At 63.2% G+C, this 22,625-nt stretch carries 24 protein-coding genes; 20 read left to right on the top strand and 4 right to left on the bottom strand.

Translation table 11 applies throughout. The features are described 5' to 3' along the window. Window positions 1-140 (bottom strand): hydrogenase maturation nickel metallochaperone HypA (locus tag VD811_11805; protein ID HXV21659.1); only part of this gene is annotated, 140 nt, incomplete at its 3' end. 256 nt (window positions 141-396) lie between these two features. Here VD811_11805 and VD811_11800 point away from each other — a divergent pair. The 4 genes from VD811_11800 (at window position 397) to VD811_11785 (ending at window position 4,116) form a co-directional block, all read left to right on the top strand. Further along, window positions 397-1,374: a tripartite tricarboxylate transporter substrate binding protein gene (locus tag VD811_11800; GenBank protein ID HXV21658.1), complete on the top strand. Its 978-nt coding sequence runs from the start codon at window positions 397-399 to the stop codon at window positions 1,372-1,374. Beyond that, window positions 1,371-1,820 carry a tripartite tricarboxylate transporter TctB family protein gene (locus tag VD811_11795; protein ID HXV21657.1) on the top strand — a complete coding sequence of 150 codons (450 nt, stop codon included), beginning with the start codon at window positions 1,371-1,373 and terminating at the stop codon, window positions 1,818-1,820. Before VD811_11800 ends, VD811_11795 begins: the two co-directional genes overlap by 4 nt. A gap of 1 nt (window position 1,821) precedes the next feature. Further along, complete coding sequence (locus tag VD811_11790) at window positions 1,822-3,372, top strand: tripartite tricarboxylate transporter permease (protein HXV21656.1); 1,551 nt, start codon at window positions 1,822-1,824, stop codon at window positions 3,370-3,372. Between the two features lie 240 nt (window positions 3,373-3,612). Then, entirely contained in the window at window positions 3,613-4,116 is a 504-nt protein-coding gene (locus VD811_11785) for an AbrB family transcriptional regulator (protein ID HXV21655.1), read from the top strand. On the opposite strand, the gene VD811_11780 is transcribed toward VD811_11785, so the two are convergent. Then, a complete protein-coding gene (locus VD811_11780; protein HXV21654.1) occupies window positions 4,111-4,794 on the bottom strand; it encodes a response regulator in 684 nt (227 codons plus the stop codon). The genes VD811_11785 and VD811_11780 overlap by 6 nt on opposite strands. 2 nt (window positions 4,795-4,796) lie before the next feature. After that, complete coding sequence (locus VD811_11775; GenBank protein ID HXV21653.1) at window positions 4,797-6,425, bottom strand: sensor histidine kinase; 1,629 nt, start codon at window positions 6,423-6,425, stop codon at window positions 4,797-4,799. Between the two features lie 218 nt (window positions 6,426-6,643). Here VD811_11775 and VD811_11770 point away from each other — a divergent pair, with 218 nt between their 5' ends. The 8 genes from VD811_11770 (at window position 6,644) to minE (ending at window position 14,860) form a co-directional block, all read left to right on the top strand. Continuing rightward, a complete protein-coding gene (locus VD811_11770) occupies window positions 6,644-8,302 on the top strand; it encodes a sensor histidine kinase (GenBank protein HXV21652.1) in 1,659 nt (552 codons plus the stop codon). Further along, entirely contained in the window at window positions 8,299-8,994 is a 696-nt protein-coding gene (locus VD811_11765; protein HXV21651.1) for a response regulator, read from the top strand. Before VD811_11770 ends, VD811_11765 begins: the two co-directional genes overlap by 4 nt. A 179-nt stretch (window positions 8,995-9,173) precedes the next feature. Beyond that, window positions 9,174-10,499: an anaerobic C4-dicarboxylate transporter gene (locus tag VD811_11760; protein HXV21650.1), complete on the top strand. Its 1,326-nt coding sequence runs from the start codon at window positions 9,174-9,176 to the stop codon at window positions 10,497-10,499. 152 nt (window positions 10,500-10,651) lie between these two features. After that, window positions 10,652-11,359 carry a TVP38/TMEM64 family protein gene (locus tag VD811_11755; protein ID HXV21649.1) on the top strand — a complete coding sequence of 236 codons (708 nt, stop codon included), beginning with the start codon at window positions 10,652-10,654 and terminating at the stop codon, window positions 11,357-11,359. A gap of 66 nt (window positions 11,360-11,425) precedes the next feature. Beyond that, the gene (locus VD811_11750) at window positions 11,426-12,658 is read left to right on the top strand and encodes a bifunctional alpha/beta hydrolase/OsmC family protein (GenBank protein ID HXV21648.1); all 1,233 of its coding nucleotides are present in this window, start codon (window positions 11,426-11,428) and stop codon (window positions 12,656-12,658) included. A 114-nt stretch (window positions 12,659-12,772) separates the two neighbouring features. Beyond that, window positions 12,773-13,549, top strand: coding sequence for a septum site-determining protein MinC (gene minC / locus VD811_11745; protein ID HXV21647.1), 777 nt, complete (start codon window positions 12,773-12,775; stop codon window positions 13,547-13,549). A gap of 246 nt (window positions 13,550-13,795) precedes the next feature. After that, window positions 13,796-14,596: a septum site-determining protein MinD gene (gene minD, locus VD811_11740; GenBank protein ID HXV21646.1), complete on the top strand. Its 801-nt coding sequence runs from the start codon at window positions 13,796-13,798 to the stop codon at window positions 14,594-14,596. Between the two features lie 3 nt (window positions 14,597-14,599). After that, window positions 14,600-14,860, top strand: coding sequence for a cell division topological specificity factor MinE (gene minE, locus VD811_11735; GenBank protein ID HXV21645.1), 261 nt, complete (start codon window positions 14,600-14,602; stop codon window positions 14,858-14,860). Window positions 14,861-14,960: 100 nt separating this feature from the next. Here minE and VD811_11730 read toward each other — a convergent pair whose 3' ends face one another. Next, on the bottom strand, window positions 14,961-16,013 hold the full coding sequence (locus VD811_11730) for a TRAP transporter substrate-binding protein (protein ID HXV21644.1): 1,053 nt from the start codon (window positions 16,011-16,013) through the stop codon (window positions 14,961-14,963). A 136-nt stretch (window positions 16,014-16,149) separates the two neighbouring features. On the opposite strand from VD811_11730, the gene VD811_11725 reads away from it, so the two are divergent. From VD811_11725 to VD811_11690, 8 genes are all read left to right on the top strand, one after another. Next, window positions 16,150-17,115 (top strand): LysR family transcriptional regulator, encoded by a 966-nt coding sequence (locus VD811_11725; protein HXV21643.1) that lies wholly within the window; start codon window positions 16,150-16,152, stop codon window positions 17,113-17,115. Between the two features lie 438 nt (window positions 17,116-17,553). Further along, window positions 17,554-18,006, top strand: a complete 453-nt coding sequence (locus tag VD811_11720; GenBank protein HXV21642.1) for a YkgJ family cysteine cluster protein — start codon at window positions 17,554-17,556, stop codon at window positions 18,004-18,006. A 159-nt stretch (window positions 18,007-18,165) separates the two neighbouring features. Continuing rightward, on the top strand, window positions 18,166-18,585 hold the full coding sequence (locus VD811_11715) for a hypothetical protein (GenBank protein HXV21641.1): 420 nt from the start codon (window positions 18,166-18,168) through the stop codon (window positions 18,583-18,585). Between the two features lie 129 nt (window positions 18,586-18,714). After that, window positions 18,715-19,680 carry a D-2-hydroxyacid dehydrogenase gene (locus tag VD811_11710; GenBank protein HXV21640.1) on the top strand — a complete coding sequence of 322 codons (966 nt, stop codon included), beginning with the start codon at window positions 18,715-18,717 and terminating at the stop codon, window positions 19,678-19,680. 292 nt (window positions 19,681-19,972) lie between these two features. After that, entirely contained in the window at window positions 19,973-20,950 is a 978-nt protein-coding gene (locus tag VD811_11705) for a P-loop NTPase (GenBank protein HXV21639.1), read from the top strand. Further along, entirely contained in the window at window positions 20,940-21,476 is a 537-nt protein-coding gene (locus tag VD811_11700) for a helix-turn-helix domain-containing protein (GenBank protein ID HXV21638.1), read from the top strand. Before VD811_11705 ends, VD811_11700 begins: the two co-directional genes overlap by 11 nt. Before the next feature lie 247 nt (window positions 21,477-21,723). Further along, on the top strand, window positions 21,724-22,239 hold the full coding sequence (locus VD811_11695) for a hypothetical protein (protein ID HXV21637.1): 516 nt from the start codon (window positions 21,724-21,726) through the stop codon (window positions 22,237-22,239). A 71-nt stretch (window positions 22,240-22,310) separates the two neighbouring features. Then, window positions 22,311-22,625, top strand: a 315-nt coding sequence (locus VD811_11690; protein HXV21636.1) for a helix-turn-helix domain-containing protein, incomplete at its 3' end; no start/stop codon positions are given.

Raw genomic sequence — 22,625 nt, 5'->3', positions numbered from 1 at the left:
CAGAATTCCACCGCCTCGGGGACGACGCCGGAGAGAGCGCCGATCGCCACGGTGACAGAAAGCACCCTTGCCGCCCCCTGCTCACGGGCGGTGCGCTCGGCGATCTCGACGATGCTGCGGGTGATCCCGACCTCGTGCATGCGATCCTTCAGGCTTCGGGGGAGAGACCTCGACTATACGGCCGCCAGTCGGCAAAATCAAGAACGCGGAATCCGCCCGCTTCCTGCGCGTGAAAAGATTCCGCGTGGACAGTATGAGCAGAATGCTCGTAAACAACAATAACCACATTAAGTTCGTATACTTTACTCCCTTCAACGGCGCCTATAGGATGTTTTCAAACGATGGTTTAAGGGACTCTACCCAGCCATCCCATCCCCAGCACCGAAGGAGGAAAAAATGAAAACAATCGGGTCTCTTCTCCTGGCAACAGCATTTGCCGCCTGCCTCGTCCAGCCGTCCTTCGCTTATCAGCCGACCAAGCCGGAATGTCTTGCCCCGGCGAAACCGGGCGGCGGTTTCGACCTGACCTGCCGAATGGTCTCCAACTCCCTGCTGCATAGCAAGTTGCTGGAAAAGCCGATGCTGGTCACCTTCATGCCCGGCGGGGTGGGCGCGGTGGCCTACAACCACATCATCGGCCTGCGCAGCAAGGATGCCAACGTAATCACCGCGGTGAGCACCGGCTCGGTGCTGAACCTGGCCCAGGGCAAGTTCGGGCAATATGATGAGAACGCCGTTCGCTGGCTCGCCGGCCTCGGGGCCGACTATGGTGCGGTGGTGGTGCTCAAGGATGCCCCCTGGAAGACTCTGGGTGAACTGCTGGCCGACCTCAAGAAAAACCCCGGAGCGATCCCCCTGGGCTCCGGCGGTTCCGTCGGCAGCCAGGACTGGATGAAGTCGGCCCTACTGGCCAAGTCGGCCGGCGTCGACCCGAGGAGCATGCGTTACGTCGCCTTCGAGGGTGGCGGCGAGGCATTGACCGCGTTGCTCGGCGGCCACATCAAGGTCTATCCCGGAGATGTCTCCGAGCTTGCCGGGCAGCTCGATTCCGGCAAATTCCGGGTGCTGGCGGTCCTCTCCGATGAGCGGCTCCCGGGAAAATTCAGCCAATTTCCGACCGCCAGAGAACAGGGGCACGACGTCGTCTGGACGATCTGGCGCGGCTACTATCTGCCGCCCAAGGTATCGGACGAAGAATACAAGTGGTGGATCGACAAGCTGACCCAACTGGCGAAAACCCCCGAATTCGCCAAGGAGCGTGAAGATCGCGGGCTCTATCCCTACACCAAGATCGGCAAGGAGTTCGACGTTTTTGTCAAGCAGCAGGTCGCCGAGTTCCGGACGCTGGCCAAAGAAGCGGGGCTGATCAAATGAACCGGATGACGGATCGACTGTTCGGACTTTTCCTCCTCGGTCTCGCCGCTGTCTTCGGCGGCGCAGGCTGGGGCATCGTCGCACCCTTTTCCTACGACCCGCTCGGACCACGCCCCTATCCCCTGCTGCTGGCCGCGGTGCTGGCGGTCATGGCGATCTGGATGCTGCTCAAACCGCAGGAAGTCAAGCTCCCCGGCGGCCGGGTGCTGGGCCAGGCAGGCCTGCTGATCGCCACCCTGGTTTTCTACCAGATGACCTTCCGCTGGCTTGGCTTCATCCTCTCCACCATCATCGCCGTCATGCTCATCGCCCGACTCTTCAAGGGGAGCTGGCTCCAGGGGCTGCTCACGGGGGTCGGGCTGGCCCTGGCCTGCTACGGGCTGTTCAACACCCTGCTCGAGATTCCGCTTCCCGCGGGAACTATATTTGCCGGGAATGGAGGCTGACATGGGCACTTTTGGACATCTGTTGCAAGGCTTCAGCGTCGCGCTCCTTCCGGTCAACCTTGCCCTGGCTTTGGCCGGGGGCTTCATCGGCACCATGATGGGGGCTCTCCCCGGTCTCGGCCCCATCAACGGCGTCGTCATCCTGCTGCCGATCGCCTACGCCGCCGGGCTGCCGGCCGACTCCACCCTGATTCTGCTGATGGCGGTCTACATGGGTGCGGAATTCGGGGGGCGTGTCTCTTCGATTCTCCTTAACGTCCCCGGCGACGCCGGCGCGGTCATCACCACCCTCGACGGCCATCCGCTGGCCAAGAAGGGGCTGGCCGGCCCGGCCCTGGCCCTCTCGGGGATCAGTTCCTTCATCGGCGGGATGCTCTCCATCGTCGGCCTGACCTTCTTCGGCCCGCTGCTGGCCAAGCTCGCCATCAGCTTCGGGCCGGCCGAATACTTCGTCCTGATGGTCTTCGCCTTCGCCACCCTCACCTCGATGATGGGGAGCAGCCCGGCCAAGAGCCTGATCGGCACCTGCCTCGGGTTGATGCTGGCGGTCGTCGGCGTCGACTCGACCACCGGCGTGCTGCGCTATACCTTCGGCGAGCCGGAACTGTACGACGGGGTCGAGTTCCTGACCGTGGTCGTCGGCCTCTTCGCCATCAGCGAGGTCCTGCTCCTTCTGGAGCACTCGCACGCCGGCGGGGTGAAGATCACCAAGGTCGGGCGGGTCATGGTCAGCTGGAAGGAGCTCATGCTCTGCAAGTGGACGATCCTGCGCTCCACCGTCATCGGTTTCATCGTCGGGGTCCTTCCTGGCACCGGCGCCTCGGTGGCGAGCGCCATCTCCTACTCGACGGAAAAGCGCCTGGTCGACCGGGAAGGGACCTTCGGCAAGGGTGATTTCCGCGGCCTGGCGGCGCCGGAGGCGGCCAACAACGCCTCGGTCGGCGGCGCCATGGTGCCGATGCTGACCCTCGGCATCCCCGGCAGCGGCACCACCGCCGTCCTCCTCGGGGCACTGATGCTCTTCAACATCAACCCCGGCCCGCTCCTCTTCGAGCAGCAGCCGGCGCTGGTCTGGGGGGTCATCGCTTCCATGTACATCGCCACGGCGGCGTTGCTGGTGATGAACCTGCCGATGGTCAAGATCTTCACCAAGGTCCTCCAGCTTCCCGACTGGATCCTCATCCCCGGCATCGTCGTGCTCTCGGTCCTCGGCGTCTTCTCCGTCAACGGCAGCACCTTCTCACTGCTGGTGATGATCGGCCTCGGCGTCTTCGCCTATATCCTGCGCACCCTGAACTATCCGATGGCACCGGTGGTCCTCGGCTTTGTCCTCGGGGAGCTGATGGAAGACAGCCTGCGCCGGGCGCTCTCCATCAGCGGCGGCGAAATCGGCATCCTCTTTGCGAGCCCCATCGTCAAAATCCTCTGGGTCCTGTCCCTGCTGGTCGTCTTCGCCCCGCTGTTCCTCAACAAGCTGGTCGCCGGTCAGATTCCCGCCCCGGCGGACGTTCCCGCAGATGCGGCGGTTGTCGCCGCCGGCGAGGCGGAGTGAGGCTGCTGCAAGAAAAACCATTTCACGCCCGTTCGCTTCGCTCACTGGAGGCGCAGAGAACACAGAGGAAGACAGAAAACAGATTTTCTCTGCGTTCTCCGCGTCTCTAGCGACTGAAAGGAGCGGGCGTGAGATGTTTTTTTCATCGTCTTCGGTTAGACCACGGGTCCGTGGTGAAGAGGGAGCTAACGTTGCCAGGCGGAAACCGCCGGCAATGTATTTTTGACAGGCGGTATGCGTATGGAACGAATGCTGTTCATCGTGATTTTCGGCGCCGTCGGCGGGGTGGTGGCGAAAAAGGTGGGGATTCCCGGCGGGGCGGTGGTCGGCTCGATGCTCGGAGCGGGGCTGACCGCCATCGTTCTGCCGGGCAGGTTCGTCCTTCCGGATGCTGCGGCGACGGCGATTCAGATCGTGCTGGGTATTTCGCTGGGCATGACCTTCGACCGCTCTTTCCTCACCCTCTGCGGTCAGGTGCTGCCGATGGCCATCCTGAGCACCGTTGTCCTGCTCAGCGTCGCCGTCCTCATGGCCTATCTCGCCCAGCGGCTCGGAATGATCGATTTTGCGACGGCGCTCTTCGGGTTTTCGCCGGGGGGGATGTCGGGAATGAGTCTGCTGGCCCAGACGGAAGGGTACAACACCGCCGTCGTGGCGTTTCTGCACGTGGTGAGAATCTTTACCCTCTTTCTGCTGGTGCCGGTACTGGGCCGGTTCTTCCTGGTCTGGGCGAAGGGATCATGAGCGAAAATAGCGGCGCTCGGGGCGTCCCACCGTGCCGTAGACCAGGTCGGCGTGGAGAAAACCGGTGGCCACCAGATGCTCCAGGTAGCGCCGGGCCGTCGGCCGACTGATCCCCACCAGGGCTCCCAGTTCCTCGGCGCAGACGCCCTTTCCCCCCGGGCCGGCAAAGATCCGGCGGACCTTCTCCAGGGTCAGCGGATCGATCCCCTTGGGGAGTCCCGCCTCTCTGGTCGCCGGCGCCGGCGCCACATGCAGCAGGCGATCCACGTCGCGCTGTTCGAGGCTGGCGGCGACAGCGAGCTGGCTGAGATGGTCGCGATATTTCCCCAGCGACTCTTTGAACCGGGCGAAAACCACCGGTTTGATGATGTAGTCGAAAGCCCCGCCGCGCATGGCCTCCTTCAAACGCGCAATCTCTCTGGCGGCGGTGATCAGGATGAAGTCAGTCTCCTGATGCCGGGACCGGATCTTCCAGAGCAGATCCATGCCGCTTCCCTCGGGAAAATGCAGGTCGAGCAGTATGAGCTGCGGCTTGAGGATATCCACCAGCTCCTCGGCGTTCGCCAGGTCGTTGGCGATGCCGATGACCTTGAAACCCTCCACCTTCTCGGTGAAACGCCGGTGAATTTCCGAACTCCCCGGATCGTCTTCGACCACCAGGACGCTGATCGGCTCCACGTTCAACTCCGGCTCCTCTTGGGTAGAATAACCGTGAACAGGGCACCCCCCAACTCGCTGCTCCCCAGCAGAATCTCGCCTCCCAGGTCGGCGAGGGTGTCCTTGACCAGAGAAAGTCCGACGCCCCGCCCGGGTAGGTTTTTCGTGGAAAAGCCCCGCTCGAAAATCCTCGGCGCGGTATCGGGATCGATCCCCTTTCCCGCATCCTCCACCTCGAACACCAGGTCGCGGCCGAGATCGGTCATCGACAGCCGCACCTCCCGGTCAGCTTCTTCCTTCTGCTGTACGGCATCGAAGGCGTTGTCGAGCAGATTGCCCAGGATGGTGACGATTTTTTCCCGGTTCAGCCAGCCCGGGACGTCGGCCATGTGGCTCTGCGGATCGACCCGGAAACGGATTTTCAGCTCCTGGGCCCGGCAAAACTTGCCCAGGATGATGGCCGAGAGCACCGGGTCGGGGACGGCCTCATTGAGAAAGTTCATCAGATCCTGGTAGTCGGACGACTCCCGGGTGATCAGCTCCAGGGCCTCCCTGGTGGCCCCCAACTGGATAAAGCCGGCAATGAGGTTGAGCTTGTTGGAATACTCGTGGGTCTGGGAGCGCAGCATCTCGGAATATTCCTGCACCCGGGAAAGTTCCCGGGCCATCCGGTCGATTTCGTCCTTGCGCCGGAAGCTGGCCACCAGGCCGGTATTCTTCCCCTGGCCGGAGATGGGGACGATGTTGAAAATCATCTCCTGGCCGGCGACATCGAGTTCCCGGTCGAACTGGGGCTTTCCGGCCGCGAACGCCTCCTGCATCGGCGTCTCGGCAAAGACCTCCCGGATATCCCTGCCGGCGACCGGCGTCGCGGCCGGCATGCCGAGGTTATGGAGTGCGGCCTGGTTGAACAACGACACCCGTCCGCGGCCGTCCAGCGCGATGACTCCTTCCCGGATCGACTCGAGGATGGCGTTGCGTTCCTGGAACAGGGCGCCAATCTCGTCCGGTTCCAGGCCGAAGATCGCTTTTTTGAACCCCCGGGCAAGAAAAATGGCGCCGGTGACCCCGATCAGAATCACCAGAAACACCCAGGGAAGAATCTTGCGCCGGGCCTCCTGCGTGATCCGCTGCACCTCGCTGTACAGATAGCCGACGGACACATAGCCGATGACGTCGCCGTCTTTGCCGATTACCGGCGTCTTCCCCCGGATGGATACGCCTATGGAGCCAAGTCGGGTCGAGATCAGGGATTTCCCCTCATTCAGCACCGGCGGGCTGTCGGTCGACGCGCTGATCTGGCCGATCAGGGCGGGATTGGGATGGGAGAAGCGGCGCCTTTCCCGGTCGGCGACGACAACAAATCCGGCGCCGGTCTTTTTCCGGATGTCCTCCGCCAACACCTGGATCCGGCCGTCGGGATCCCCGGCTGCAACCAGATCGCTGATCTCCGGCATGGAGGCTACGGACCTGGCGACCGCCATCGCCTTTTCGCCGATGTCCTGCTCAAGCGTCCGGGCGAGCATGCCCGAGAAGACGTAGCCGATCAACGCCACGAGGATGGCCAGCAGACCCGCGACGAGAAGGACCATTTTCGCCTGCAGGCCGCGAGGCTGCAGCCGTGACCAGAAGGCCCGGTGCTTTTCTTCCATGCGCACTCTCATCGGTAAGGACGGCGTTTGTCGGCATCTGCCCTGAACATTCATTATCCTTGCCGGAGACGGAAAGAGCAAGACAGATTACAAATGAGAAAGGAGGAGACCGCAACCCAGGGTGGCCGCTAAAACGTGAATGGCCTCAAGTGTGGCTTCCGCTCCCTTTTTTGGGTAGACTAACAACTCGGCCACATCCCCTGGTCCGGAGACGACGCTTGCCCTCTATTTTTGAACAGATCGACCGGCTGCTCCCCCGCAGCCTGCAGCTCAAGCTCAGCCTGCTGGTCACCGGCCTGCTGGTGCTGCTGGTGAGCCTGAACGGGGCGCTCTTTTCCGATTTTACCAGCAACATCCTGCAGCAGCAGATCGGCAACAAGACCCTGGCGCTGGCCCGCGCCGTCGCCCTCAACCCGATTGTCCGCCAGGGGCTGGCTGCCGGCGATCCCGGCGGCATTCAGGCACTGACGGAAGAGGTGCGCGGCTCTACCGGCGCCGAGTTCATCGTGGTGGGGGACCGGCAAGGCATCCGTTACAGCCATCCGGACCCGGAGAGGATCGGGCAGCCCTTCGTCGGGGGCGATTTCGAGCGGGCCGTGCAGGAGGGCGAAACCTACGTTTCACGGGCAACGGGCACCTTGGGGCCGTCTCTGCGCGGCTTCGTGCCGGTCCGCGGCGAGAGCGGTGAAGTGCTCGGCTTCGTTTCGGTCGGCTATCTGCTGCGGGATATCGAAGCAGAGGTGCGGGGCCAGCAGCGGGAGATTCTCGGCTACGTGGCAGTGGTGCTGTTTTTCGGGGTGTTCGGCGCCATCGTCATCGCCAAGGGTCTCAAGGCGGCCATCTTCGGCCTGGAACCGCACGCGATCGCCGCCCTGTTCCTGGAGCGCAACGCCATCATCGGCGCCATCCGCGAGGGGGTGGTGGCCGTCGACGGCGCCGGACGGCTGACTCTGGTCAACCAGGCAGCGCGCAGCTACCTGTCCCGCAACCCGCTGGAAGACCTGCGTGGCCGACCGTTGGCCGAAATCTGCCCCTGCCCGGAGCTGGAGCGGGCCCTGGCCGGCGGCGAGCAGATACTCGACCAGGAGATGCCGCTGGCGGGGCGCACCATGCTCGTCAACGTCCTCCCCCTCGGCGGCGAGGGCGCGGCTTCCGGCGCGGTGGCCAGCTTCCGTCCCAAGGATGAGCTCGACCGGCTGACCCGCGAGCTTTCGCATATGCAGCAGTACTCTGAACTGCTCCGCGCCCAGACCCACGAGTACTCCAACAAGCTGCACACCATCGCCGGTCTGATCCAGATCGGCGCCCACCAGGAAGCCCTCGAGCTGATCATGACCGAGGCGAGCGGCTACCAGGATTTGATCCGCACCCTGGCCAGGGCGGTCCCCGACCCGGTGGTGGCCGGCATCATCCTCGGCAAGTTCAACCGGGCGCGCGAGCTCAAGATCGACTTCCACCTCGATCCGGAGAGTACCTTCGCCGACCTGCCGCCGCACCTCGAGCGCGAGCACCTGGTCACGGTGCTCGGCAATCTGATCGACAATGCCTTCGAGGCGGTGCGCGAGGCGGGCGGTGAAGGCGGGGTGCGGCTTTTTTTGACCGATCTCGGTTCGGACCTGATCATCGAGGTGGAAGACTCGGGAGGCGGCGTTTCGCCGGCGGTGGCCGACCGCCTGTTCGAAAAGGGAGTGACCACCCACCGCAACGCCGGCCGCGGCATGGGTCTCTACCTGCTGCGCCGGGCCCTCGATGCTCTCGGCGGCGAGATCACCTTTGCCAGGGGGGAGCTGGGCGGCGCGCTCTTCACGGTGATCATTCCGAAGGGCAGGGAGGAGCGACGGGGGAAGGAAAATCCTGACAGGAGGAATGGCATATGACCAGCGAGAGTCCGATCCGCGTCCTGATCGTCGAGGATGACCTGCGCATCTCCGAGTTGCACCGCCGCTTCACCGAGAAGACCGAAGGCTTCGAGGTGGTGGGGATTGCCAATACCTTGGCCGATGCGGCCGAGATGGTCGAGGTGCTGGCGCCCGACCTGGTGCTCCTCGACCTCTTCTTTCCCGAGGGGAGCGGCCTGGAGTTGCTGCGGCGACTGCGTGCCGGGGCCGCCCCGACCGACGTTATTCTCATCACCGCCGCCCGGGAGATGGCCTCCCTGCAGGAAGCCCTGCGCGGCGGGGTCTACGACTACGTCATCAAGCCGGTCTTTTTCCCCCGCTTTCAGGAGGCTCTCCTCAAATACCGCGAATATGCCGCCCGCATGCGCTTGGGGGGGACCCTGGAACAGCAGGATGTCGACCGGCTGCTGCGCGCCCACTCCGCCCATGAGACCGAGGAGACGACACTGCCGAAGGGGATCGATCCCCTGACCCTGCGCAAGGTGCGTCAGGTCTTCGAGCCGGCGGAGGTCCGTGACCTGAATGCCGAAGAGGTGGGCGAGCGCATCGGCGTCACCCGCTCGACCGCCCGTCGCTACCTGGAGCAGCTCATCGCTGAAGGCTTTCTTGCCGCCGACCTGCTCTACGGCGTCGTCGGCCGCCCGGAACGGCGCTATTTCCGCCGCCGCTGACTGTTAATCCCGCCGTGCGCACAATCACCAAAATCACCGTAAAAATCTCAAATCTTTAAACTTCTCAAATATTTACCTGGCTTCTTCAGGGGGGTAAGCTGGTTCTCAGGAAGGGAAGGCCAGACCAACAGGGCGCCAGACGGGTCGTCCCGCAACCCCCAGCACAAAGGAGAAGGGTCATGTTGTACATCCAGTTTCTGTTTCTGCTGCTGATGCTCTACCTCGGCAGCCGCTACGGCGGCATCGGCCTCGGCGTGATCTCCGGCATCGGCCTGGCCGTCGAAGTCTTCGTCTTCAAGATGCCCCCCACCAGTCCCCCGATCGAGGTGATGCTGATCATCATGGCGGTGGTCACCTGCGCCGCCGCCCTGGAGGCCGCCGGCGGACTCAAGTTCATGCTCCAGGTGGCGGAGCGGATGCTGCGCTCCCGGCCCAAGCTCGTTACCCTGATCGGGCCCCTGGTGACCTGGACCATGACCTTCATGCTCGGCACCGGCCATGCGGTCTACTCGATCATGCCGATCATCGGCGACGTCGCCCTGAAAAACGGCATCCGTCCCGAGCGGCCGATGGCCGCCGCCTCGGTCGCCTCGCAGCTCGGCATCACCGCCAGCCCCATCTCGGCCGCCGTCGTCTATTACCTTTCGCAGATGGCCGGTGTGGCCGAGGGCCTCTCGCTCATGTCCATTCTCGCCGTCACCGTCCCGGCGACCTTCCTCGGCACGCTCGGTATGGCCTTCTACAGCATGCGCCGGGGCGTCGAGCTGCATGAGGATCCCGAATACCAGCGCCGCCTCGCCGACCCGGTCTGGGGCGAGCGGATCCGGAACACCACGGCGACCACCCTGGGTGAGAAGCTCCCAGCCTCGGCCCGCAACTCCGTTCTGCTCTTTCTGCTGGCGCTGGCGGTGATCGTGGTGATCGCCATGGTCCCCGGCATCCGCACCCTCCATGTGGGCGACAAGCCGATCAAGATGGATGTCATCATCCAGATGATGATGCTCGCCTTCGGCGGCATCATCCTGATCGTCACCAAAACCAAGTCGGCCAAGGTCCCGGACGGGGTGGTCTTCAAGTCGGGCATGGTGGCGGCCATCGCCATCTTCGGCATCGCCTGGATGAGCGACACCTACTTCCAGTACGCCATGCCGAGCTTCAAGGCCGGTATCACCGAAATGGTCAACCTCTACCCCTGGACCTTTGCCCTGGCCATGTTCGTCGTCTCGGTGGTCATCAACAGCCAGGCCGCCACCTGCCGGATGATGCTGCCGGTCGGGCTGGCCCTGGGACTGCCGCCGGCACTGCTGATCGGCATCATGCCCTCGAGCTACGGCTACTTCTTCATCCCCAACTATCCGTCCGATATCGCCACCGTCAACTTCGACGTCACCGGCACGACCAAGATCGGCAAGTACTATTTCAACCACAGCTTCATGCTGCCCGGCCTGGTCGGCGTCATCTCGGCGTGCCTGGTCGGCTACGGTCTGGCCATGCTGGTTCTCTGACGACCGCTTCCCGACATTGAGTAATGAAGGCCGCTTACCTGCCGGGAGCGGCCTTTTTGTCGGCGGTTTGGGCCGCCTTCTTTGGTCTGGTGGATGATTATCGGGCGTGGTAATCTTTCCCTGCCATTAAACGACCGGAAAGGTTCGCTTCGATGCACCGCAAGCTCTCCAGAATCCTGATCCTCCTGCTGATCGCCGGACTGGTCGGCGCCTTCTTCGCCTTCGACCTGCAGCAGTACCTGACCCTCGGCTATCTCAAGTCACGCCAGCAGGCCTTCGCGGAGATCTACGCCGTCCATCCCGTCCGCACCATTGCCACCTACATGGGAATATACATCCTGGTGACCGCCCTCTCCCTGCCCGGCGCGGTGGTAATGACCCTGGCCGGCGGGGCGCTGTTCGGGCTGGGGGTCGGCTTCGTGGTTATCTCCTTCGCCAGCTCCATCGGCGCCACCCTGGCCTTTCTCGCCTCCCGCTTCATCCTGCGCGATTTTGTACAGAGCAGGTTTGGCGACCGGCTGCGGGTCATCAATGAGGGGGTGGCCAGGGAAGGGGCCTTCTACCTCTTTTCCCTGCGCCTGGTGCCGATCTTCCCCTTCTTCCTCATCAATCTGGCCATGGGGCTGACCCCCATGCGCACCGGCGTCTACTATCTGGTCAGCCAGGTCGGGATGATTCCCGGCACCCTGGTCTACGTCAACGCCGGCACCCGGCTCGGCCGGCTCGAATCGCTCTCCGGCATCCTTTCGCCCGGCCTGCTGCTCTCCTTTGCACTGCTCGGCCTCTTCCCCCTGCTTGCCAGAAAGCTCCTCGAGGCCGTCAGGAGGCGAAAAGCCATGCGAGGACAAAAAGAACACTGAACTTTTGGCTGCGATCTGTTGTCGGCGCAGTTTCAGGACCGGGATTCGGAACTTCGGGAGGGAAGGATGAAGCAGAAAAAAATCACTTTTGCCAATGAACAGGGAGTGCAGCTGGCGGCGCTGCTCGATCTGCCGGAGGACGAGCAGCCGCTGGCCTACGCCCTCTTCGCCCACTGTTTCACCTGCGGCAAGAACCTCGCCGCGGCGATGCACATCGCCCGGGCCCTCAGCCGCCAGCGGATCGCCGTCCTGCGCTTCGACTTCACCGGCCTCGGCGAGAGTGAAGGGGAATTCGCCGCGACCACCTTTTCCTCCAACGTGCGCGACCTCATCGCCGCCGCCCGTTTCCTCGAAGAAAATTATCAGGCGCCGCGCATCCTCGTCGGCCACTCCCTGGGGGGAACGGCGGTGCTGGAAGCCACCGGCGCGATCTCCTCGGTCGCCGCCGTCGCCACCATCGCCGCCCCTGCCCATCCCCGTCACGTCGCCGCCCTGTTCAAGGAAGCCCGCGAGGAGATCGAGCGCGCCGGCGAGGCGAAGGTCAGTCTCGCCGGCCGCGAGTTCGACATCCGCCGGGAATTCCTCGACGATCTGGAGACGCAGCAGACCCGGGAGAAGGTCGCCCGCCTTGGCGCCGCCCTGCTGGTCTTGCACTCGCCCAGGGACATGGTGGTGGGGATCGACAACGCCGCCGAAATCTACCAGGCGGCCAAACACCCGAAGAGCTTCATCTCCCTCGACCCGGCAGACCACCTCCTCTCCCGCCGGGAGGACTCCCGCTATGCCGGGGAGATGATCGCCGTCTGGGTCAGGCGCTACCTGGAGATGGCGGAAGAGGCGGCGGTGCCGGCCGAGGTGATCGACAACCGGGTGACGGCGCGCACCGGGGCCGAAGGCTTCCGCACCGACCTCTTCGCCAACGGCTACGCCCTGGTGGCCGACGAACCTGAAGCCTATGGGGGCAGCGGCCAGGGCCCCTCGCCTTACGACTATCTGCAGGCCGCCCTCGGCGCCTGCACCGGCATGACGGTGCAGATGTACGCCCGGCGCAAGCAGTGGCCGCTGGAGTCGGCGATAGTCCGGCTGCGGCATGAAAAAATCCACGCCAGGGACTGCGAACATTGCGAGGAAAAGGATGGCAAGATCGACCGCTTCGAACGGGAGCTGGAGCTGAAAGGCGCGCTTTCCGGCGAGCAGCGCCAGCGCCTGCTCGAAATCGCCGAAAAATGCCCGGTCCACCGCACCCTGCAGGCGGAGGTGCTGATCGACACCCGGCTGCGGGAAGAAGACGCGCAGTGATGCCCGTATGAGTTTTATCTCAGTACTTAGGGCTTGAGGTCGGACCGCTAAAAGGTGTATAAGTAGCTCCCTCCGTAACAGACTCCCGGCACCGGAACGCTCACCAGAGAATCGATGAAAAAAGCTGAAAGCCAGAGTGAAAATCGCCCCGCCTGCGAACTGAAGGGGAGCGCCCTGACCCTGATGGTCCTGCACCTGCTCGATGCCGATGCCGATCGTCTGGACCGGCAGCTGCAGGAGAAATTCGGGCAAGTGCCCGGCTTCTTCCGCAATGCTCCGCTGGTCATCGACCTGGGGGCGCTGCCGCCGGGCGGGCCGGAGCTCGACGTGACGGCTCTGGTACAGCGGGTGCGCGAATTCGGTCTGGTGCCCGTCGCCCTGCGCGGCGGCAGCGAGCTACAGAACGCCCTCGCCCTGCGCGCCGGCCTCGGCCTGCTCGCCGCCTCGCGCCAGGAAACGGCGGCAAAGCCAGTCGCCGAGACTGCCGCAAGGGATATTGAACCGGAGCCGGATTCGCCGGCAGCCATTCCGGCGGCGTTCGCGGCAGGAGCCAAGGTAATCACCCATACCGTCCGTTCCGGGCAGCGCGTGGTGGCGCCGGACGGCGATCTGATTGTCCTCGCCTCGGTCAATTCCGGGGCGGAAATCCTCGCCCGCGGCAGCATCCATGTCTACGGCGCGTTGCGCGGCCGGGCGCTGGCCGGTGTCCGCGGCGATGCGGCGGCGCGCATCTGCTGCCTGCAGTTTCACCCCGAACTGGTCGCCGTGGCTGGCGAATACATGCTGCACGACGAACTCGACCCGGCCCTGCTCGGCAAAACCGCCGTCGTCGCGCTGGCGGGAGAGCGACTGCAGGTAGAACCGCTGGGAACGTTCGTTCCTGGCAGCTGAGAAAATCCCTTGGACAGGGGGCGGTGGACGGAGTAGTGGCACAGCAGTGTTCTTTGTGCCTGCGGTTCACCCGAAGACGATGCAAAAGCATCTCACGCCCGCTCATTGCATTCGCTCAAGGCGCCAAGAACGCAAAGAAAATCGGGTTTGCCTTTCTTCGCGGCCTTTGCGCCTTAAGTGAGCGGAGCGAACGAGCGTGAGAATGAAGTAGCACTTTCAGCAGAGGAGGTAGAGATTTTGGCAAAGGTGGTTGTTGTGACGTCCGGCAAGGGTGGCGTGGGGAAAACCACGACCAGCGCCGCCTTTTCCGCCGGCCTGGCGCTGCGCGGATACAAAACGGTGGTCCTCGATTTCGATGTGGGCCTGCGCAACCTCGACCTGATCATGGGGTGCGAGCGGCGCGTGGTCTACGACCTGCTCAACGTCATTCACGGCGAGGGGTCCCTGAACCAGGCCCTGATCAAGGACAAGCGGGTCGAAAACCTCTTCATCCTCCCCGCCTCGCAGACGCGGGACAAGGACGCCCTCACCCTCGACGGCGTCGAGCGGGTGATCGGCGAACTCAAGGAGCGCTTCGACTACATCATCTGCGACTCCCCCGCCGGCATCGAAAAGGGGGCGATCACCGCCATGTACTTCGCCGACGAGGCGCTGGTGGTGACCAATCCCGAGGTTTCCTCGGTGCGCGATTCCGACCGCATTATCGGCATGCTCGGCAGCAAGACCCGACGCGCCGAGGCGAACCTCGATCCGGTGAAGGAGCATCTGGTCGTCACCCGCTACGACCCGGCCCGGGTCAACAAGGGGGATATGCTCAGCGTCTCCGACGTACAGGAGATCCTGGCCATCCCCTTCCTCGGGGTTATCCCCGAGTCGAAGTCGGTGCTGGTCGCTTCCAACTCGGGGGTGCCGGTGACCCTCGTCGATACGAGCGATGCCGGCGAAGCCTATCTCGACGTGGTCGACCGTTTTCTCGGGCAGGAACGTCCGCACCGCTTCATGGATGTTCCCAAAAAGGGCCTTTTCTCCCGCTTGTTTGGAACCTGAGCCATGAAATTTCTCGATTTTTTTCGCTCCGCCGGACGCGGCTCGGCAGCCGTGGCCAAGGAGCGCCTGCAGATCATCGTCGCTCATGAGCGGCGCCGCGCCCACAGCCCTGATTTTCTCCCCCGGTTGCAGAAGGACATTCTTGAGGTGGTGCGAAAATATATCCCCATCGAAGAGGATCAGATCAAACTCAGCATCGACAGCCGGGGGGACTGCGAGGTGCTCGAACTCAACATCTCGCTGTCCGAGAACGCTCCCAGATAAGCCCGCCGCTCCCCGGAGAGCGCACACGCATGCATAAAACAGGAAAGGCCCGGCAGTTTGTCCGGGCCTTTCCTGTTGTTGTCTGCAATGAGGTAGCGGTTCAATTGCCCAGGGTGGCCCTGACCCGCTTCAGGTAATCGGGGCCGATCTTGCCGCCCCAGGTGGCGTAGACCGGCGCGGCCAGTTCGGCGAGCCGCTTTTTTTCATCCCCGCTCAGGGTTAAAAAGCGCACTCCCGCCGCCTCGGCCGCGGCGATCTCCCTTTCCTGCTCTTTCCGGGTCGCTTCGCGGGCCTTGGCGCTTTCTTCGGCGACGACCTCGGTGAGAACCTGCTGCAGGTCGGCCGGCAGCTTGTCGAACCAGCGCTTGTTGGCCAGGTGTACGAAGAGCCCCTGGGCGTAGTCGACACGGGTGAAGTTTTTGGCCACCGTGAATTTTTTGGTGATGTTGCAGATGGTCGGCGTGTGATCGAGGCCGCTGATGACGCCGGTCTGCAGCGCCTGCGGCACGTCGGGCCAGGGCATGACGGTAAATTTCAGCCCCCAGGCCTTGTAGATGTCGGTGTTGACCGGCGCCTCGGCAATGCGGAAGTTGACGGCCCGGGCATCGGCCAGGCTTTTCACCGGCGTCGTCGTAGCCCAGCCGTAGGTGCCGTAGCCGGTGATGTCGAGGACCATCACTCCCTTGGAAAGCGCCGAGTCGCGAAACTCGTTCCAGGTTCCCGGCGAATTGCGGAAGGTGTCGAGCTTGTCGAAGGTATCGACGACGAAGGGGAGGTTGACCACGCCGAGGGTATCGGCCACGTTGGCGGCGGCGACCGAGGAACAGAGCATTCCCTGCACGGCGCCGAGTTTGAGCTTGCTGATCACGTCCTTCTCGCCGCCGAGCTGCGCCAGGGGGCGGAAGTCGACGTAGAGCCGGCCGCCGCTCCGCTCCCAGACCCGGTCGCGGATCTTGTAGCCGACACCGATGCCGGCGACGCCCGGGTGGGCGATATTGGAGAGAATGTAGGTGTATTTGGCGCCCGACGGGTCGAAGGCCGGCTGCCACGCGGCGAGCGGGTCGTTCTGGTTGGCGGCGCCGGCCGTGCCGCAGAGAAGCAGGAACAGTCCCGGCAGCAGGGCTGCACGCATTTTGGCCAGTGATTTGCGCATGGTGCCTCCTGGGTTCTGGATTCAGGGTTGGTCGGTTGGACTGACGATAAAAATTATTGATGACAAAAAACCTGCCCGCCGGCTCTTCGCCCTTGGAACAGGCACCTTTTTACAGTAGAATCGCTCCAATATCCAATTGAACTTTCTACAGGGAGCGTTCGATTTTTTCGAACGGAACAAGGTGGAACTCTACCGGCTGAAAAGTTTTGCCGCCATCGTGCGGGAAGGGAACCTGACGCGGGCGGCCGAACGGCTGCACCTCAGCCAGTCGGCGCTCTCCAGCCAGCTCAGGCAGCTCGAGGAGGAACTCGGGCTGTCGCTGTTCCGGCGCACGAGCAAAGGGATGGAGCTGACCGAAGCGGGGCGGGAACTCTCCCACTTCATCGACGGGGTGCTGGAGGCGGCCGACCGGCTCAAACTCAAGGCTCAGGCGCTGGGCCAGGCCGGGGGCGAAGCGGTGAATATCGGGCTGAACGCCGATCCGGCCTTTTTGCGGGTCGGCGCCATCAACCGGCGGCTGGCGCAGCTGCACGGCGAGCTGAACGTCATCTTTCTCACCAGCCAGACGGTGCGCACGGCCCAACTGCTGCGACAGGGGCAGCTCGACCTCGCTTTCTTCTACGGCGACAGTGTCGATGCCGATCTGCGGCATCAGCGCCTCGCCGAGGTACGGCTCTGCGTCGTCATCCCAACACCGCTGGTGCCGGCGACCGCGGCGCTCGGCTGGGCCGAGGTGGCGGCTCTTCCCTGGGTCTGGGTAGGCAGCGACTCGCCCCCCTACGACGCCATGCTGGCGCAGCTGGAGCAGCGCCGGCTCACCCCCAACCGGGCGGTAAAGACCGTCGACGAATACATCGTCAAGGAACTGGTGGTGGACGGCCAGGGCGTGGCGGTGATGCGCGAGGACGAGGCCCGTCCCCTGGCCAGGGACGGCCGCGTGGTGATCTGGGAGAAGGGCTGGATGTCGCTGCCGCTGAGTCTGGCGTGGCTGGCGGCCAGCGCCGACAAGAAACGTGTGCGGGCGGCCAGGGAAACGATCGCCTACGTCTGGAGCGGCTCCGGCCGGCAGGAGAAAGAGAGCGAGGAGAGATTCTGGTATTGATGAAGACCCGCCGGCCGCTCGCTCTCGCCGGCCCACGTCGCTGATTCGCATTTGCCCGGCTATCTGTGCACGCCCGGCTCCCTATCCAGTCATGACATCCCTCCCCTGCAGGGGAAGGCACCTTCTCCCTGGCAGTCTCTGCCGCCCCGGCCCCTGACCTTTCCGGAAAACCCGCCGCCACAGACCACCGCAGAAACAGCATGACGGCAACAGCCGCGCAGCTTGCGTGGTCCGGCAGCCTGTTTTTGTTGACAGCTTAAATATAGAACGCTATTCTGAACAAACCTTTCAAAACTGTAATGTAGATGAAAACTGCAATTAAAATATTTTTAAATCAAGCACATGTTCATATGGTTTAGATAGAACAACAATTTATGCCCAGAAACCAACAGACCCTCCACTGGCCGGTGAGCAACCCACCGAAAAGGAGGAACGAGGATGCTGGCTACCCTGCGCCAATGGTGGCAGAAAATCCATCCTGGCAATCCGGAGAGGCGAAAAGGATGCATGGCCTGCGGGGTCTGCTGTCAGCTCTACGGTGGCTACCTGCATGCCTCCAGGGCCGACCTGGAACGCTGGCAACGCCTTGGCCGCAACGATCTCCTGGCCATGGTGAATTCCCTCGGCTGGATATGGATCGATCCGCAGGACGGCCGAAGGGGAGCGCCCTGCCCCTTTCTCCAGCGCATCGATGAGCAAGTCGTTCGTTGCGGCATTCACGACATCAAACCGGATATGTGTCGCGCCTATCCGGGGCTGGATCTTGGCCGGCACTGTGTGCGGGGAGTCTATGTCCCCGGGCCTTCTCCGCGGAAAGAGCCCGCCGACCCCCTTCGACCAGAACGGGAGAGCGCCTGGGGGCAGGCTCGACGTCCGGATGTCCCCACCTGAGCTTCCCAACCCTGCCCCTCCTTTCCAGGCTGCGGACAACCCCATCTCGTACATCATCTTGAACCTTGCGCTATGCTTCTGCAGATGAAACAATATCCGGCAGAAGTGCCCGGTGCATGTGCTGGCGCGACCTTTTTCCCCCAACCTCAAGGTGATTCTATGAAACGGCAGGAAAGCATCTTGCTCGCCATGTTTGTCATTCTCAGCGCACTCACCTCCTTTGCCCTCATCTTCTACAGTGTGGGGGTCATCACCGGCGGCAATGCCTCCCGTTGGATGGTTGTCTTTGCCTATGTGACCGGCGGCTATGGCCTGGGCAACATCGCCATTCTGAGCGTGGCGTGGAACACGCGCGCCGAATGGGTTCCCGACGCGCACAAGCTCATCGCGCTCTGTTACCTCGGCGTGTTCATCATGGATGTGGTGAAGGCGGGTTTCAGCAGTGGATACGAGATTTTCGGCATCCTCGTTCTGGCGCTTGTTCTCTGGGCCAACTGGCTTACGGTGAAAAAGGTCATCCAGAGAGACGGAAGCCCAGGGAATTCCGCCAAATCCATGCGGGAAAAGAGAAAATCATGACGGGTTCCCCTCCGCGCTCGTACACCATGCTCGAAAGCCAACCATGGGGCACCATTGCAACTTCTGCTCGCCCTGGCTAGACCAGAGCATGGGCGGGAGATTACTTAATCGCCATACAGGAGGAACCAGATGAAGATTGTCGTACTCGACGGCTACACCCTGAACCCGGGCGACCTCAGCTGGCAGGCCCTCGAAGCGCTGGGGGACTGCACGGTTTACGAGCGGACGCCGAAGGAGCTGGTGATCGAGCGGGCGGCGGGGGCCGAGATCATTCTGACCAACAAGGTGCTGCTCGGGGCCGAGCAACTGGCGCAGTTGCCGCAACTGCGCTACATCGGCGTGACGGCCACCGGCTACAACGTGGTCGATGTCGACGCCGCCCGGCAGCGGGGCGTCACGGTGACCAATGTCCCGGCCTACAGTACGGCGTCGGTGGCGCAGATGGTCTTTGCCCTGCTCCTCGAACTGAGCCAGCAGGTCGGCCACCATGCCGGTCTGGTGCGGGAGGGGCGCTGGACGGCTTCGGTCGACTTCTGCTTCTGGGATCGGCCGCTGGTCGAGTTGGATGGACTTACCCTGGGGATCGTCGGTTTCGGCGCCATCGGCCGGCGCGTCGCCCGGCTGGCACGGGCCTTCGGCATGGAGGTGCTGGTGCACACCGCCCACCCGGAGAAGTACCGGGAGACTGCCGAGGGGAGCGAAGCGCGCTTCGTCGGTCTCGACGAACTGTTCCGCGCCAGCGACATCGTCAGCCTGCACTGTCCGCTGACCGAAGAGACCCGGGCTCTGGTCGACGCCCGCCGTCTCGCCCTGATGAAGTCCTCCGCCTTTCTCATCAACACCGGCCGCGGGCCGCTGGTCGACGAGGCGGCCCTCGCCGCCGCGCTGAACACCGGAGGCATTGCCGGGGCTGGTCTCGACGTCCTCTCGGTAGAGCCGCCGCCGGTCGGCAACCCCCTGCTGCAGGCTGCCAACTGCTGCATCACCCCGCATATCGCCTGGGCAACCCGGGCGGCCCGCGAGCGGCTTCTGGAGACGGCGGCAGGGAACATCCGCGCCTATCTGACCGGCGCACCGCAGAATGTGGTGAGCTGACACGAGTTTTCAGGGACTACGCCTGCGGCCGCGCCCCCTGTCGACCATCAACATATTCCGTCACCCGTGCCTAGCGTGATGGCGATCCGCCCGCCGAAGGATTTCGTTCACATTCCTTCGAACTATCGGTGGATTTTTCTTTCGCCCGGGCGGCATCGCGCTGCCCGGGCGCCTTTATGCGCTCTGTCCGGTGGTCTTGGGCGGGCCTGCAACCTCTGCATCCGCCGATCGGCATTGCTGTTGCAGCAACAGCCTCTCAGCGCTGAGCTCAGACAGACGGAGGTTCGCAGTCTTGCCGACGGCACAATCAATCCTGGATACCGACGAATCGTTGCGGGAATCGGCCTTGCCGGGCAGGCACCCCCGGCTCTGGGCCGTCGGCAGCGGCAAGGGGGGGGTGGGGAAGTCCGTCGTCACGGCCAACCTGGCCATTGCCCTGGCACAGAAGGGGAAGAAGTGCGTGATCCTGGACGCCGACCTGGGCGGCGCCAACCAGCACACCATTCTCGGCATGCCGAATCCGCGCACCTCCCTGGCCGACCTGTTCGCCCGCACGGTCCCCTCCCTGAAGGAAATTCTGCTCCCCACGCCGGTTCCCAATCTCTGGCTGATCAGCGGCGCCCAGGCCCAGCTCGACATGGCCAACCCCAAGCACGCGCTGAAGGAGAAGATCATCCGGCAGCTCGGCACGCTTGATGTGGATCATGTCCTGATCGACCTCGGCGCCGGTTCGACCTTCAATGTCCTCGATTTCTTCCTCGCCGCCCATGAGCGCATCGTCGTGGTTGCGCCGGTTCCCACCGCCATAGAAAATGCCTACCATTTTCTCAAGGCGGCGTATTTCCGGGGGTTGAAGAGGGCCATCCAGCGGGCCGGCGCCGCCCGAATCGTCGACCAGGCGATGGAAGAGAAGGTGGCGCGCGGCATTCGTTCGCCCAGAGAGCTGCTGGCGCAGATCACCGCGATGGATCCCGCGGCGGGCGCGGCCATCGCCCTGGATGTCGCCGCGCTGGCGCCGCGACTGATCGTCAATCAGGTGCAGCAGGAGGAAGAGCTTGAGCTGGGGCGAAGGATGGCCTTGGCCTACCGGGATTATTTCGGCGTCCAGGCAAATTTTCTGGGCGCCATTCGCAGCGACGACCGGGTCCGCCACGCCATCAGGATGAAACGCCCGGTGCTCGAGGTTTTTCCGCAGAGTGTCTTTGCCCAGGCCATCAGGGAGATCGCCGAATACCGGCTGAATACAGAGGAGGTTGGGAATGCTGGATGAAGATGTGCATGTGCAGGATTGCCATCTGCTGGGGATCGATGCCGACTCCAGGTTGGCGGAGGCGGAGCGGGCCTGGCGGAACCTGAAAGCCATTTACGCCGAGGGTTCCCTGGCCACCTATGGACTGATCGAGGAGGCCGGGCGGCAGGAAAAGCTGGAACAGCTGGAGGGCGCCTTCGGGAGAATCGCCCGCCGGCTTTCCCGGCCCGCCCCGGAACAGCCTGTATCTCCGACCGGCAGCCGGGAAGAGTGCGTCTCGCAAGTCTCGCCGGCCGAATCGGCCGGACGTTTTTTGCGCCAGCTGCGGGAGGGCGCGGGGCTCTCCCTGAAGGATGTGGCGCACCGGACGAAGATCAGCCCGATGCGGCTCGACCAGATCGAGCAGGAAATGTTCGAGCGCCTGCCGGCGGCGGTTTACCTGCGGGGGTTCGTTCTGGAATACGCTAAGGCTTTAGGCTTTCCCCAACCGCAGGAGATGGCCGGGTTGTACCTTTCCAGATATCAGGAGCGGGTGAGCAACCCATAGCCGTGATCCCGGTTTGGGGTTCGATGCACGCCGAACGTGGTGAGCTGAAACCCTTATTCATGAAACGCGAAAGCGCTCCGGCAAATCGGGGCGCTTTCACGTTATAGATCAGAACCGGGCCGGCAACGTATCGAAGGGAAGGTCCAGGGTCAGAAGAAAAGTCCTCAGGCTTTACAAGACCCCCCTGTGTCAGGATAGTTGTCGCCTCTAACTGAACTCAACGAGATTGGGGGCAGTCAGGAGGCGCATGTATTCCAAAGCGTTCAGGGCCTTGATGGTTAGGAAGATGGCCGATCCTAACGGACCCAGTCCAACATTGATTGCGGATGATATTGGCGTTTCACGCAGTACACTCTACCGGTGGGCAAGTGAAACTGACACTGTGGATGTGGTTGGCCTTCCGGAACCTCCCTCTTTCGCCAAATCCATGCAAAGGATGTCTAACGTGAAGCGTCCGCAAGACTGGAGTTCTGAAGAGAAACTGGCCGCCGTTCTGGAAGCAATGTCACTCTCAGAGGAAGATCTTGGCCCCTTCCTGCGCAGCCGGGGCCTGCACGAAGCTCACTTGCAGCAATGGCACGATCAAATGCTTTGCGGACTTGAGCCGTTACCTGCCAAGCGTGCCGAGCGAAAACGCATCCAAGAACTGGAGAAGGAACTCCAACGAAAGGACAAGGCGCTCGCGGAAGCGGCGGCTTTGCTGGTCCTCAAAAAAAAAGCCCGGGAGCTTTGGGAGGACGAGGACGACGACACGACCCAATAGCCAGGAAGCAGGTCCTGGTTCTGATCGAGAATGCGATGCGTCAGGGTGCCAGGCTGAAGTCAGCCGCCCGAATGCTCGGGTTAACCTGTCGGACCGTCCAGCGCTGGCGTGGTCAGAATGGCGGCTATGATCGGCGCAACGGACCAAAGACCGCACCGGCCAACAAGTTGACTCAGGCCGAACGGCAGCATGTTCTGTCAGTCGCCAACGCTCCAGAGTACCGGGATCTGTCGCCCCAGCAGATTGTTCCTCGGCTTGCCGATGAAGGTCGGTATATCGCTTCGGAGTCGACCTTCTACCGCGTTCTGCGGGCTGAGAACCAGTTGGCGCATCGGGAGCGTTGCCGCCCGGTTACTCATCGTCGTCCGAAGGAGAAAAAGGCCACA

The organism is Desulfuromonadales bacterium (genome assembly GCA_035620395.1).
Classification (GTDB): Bacteria; Desulfobacterota; Desulfuromonadia; order Desulfuromonadales; family DASPGW01; genus DASPGW01.
This window is presented reverse-complemented; position numbering and strand designations above follow the sequence as displayed.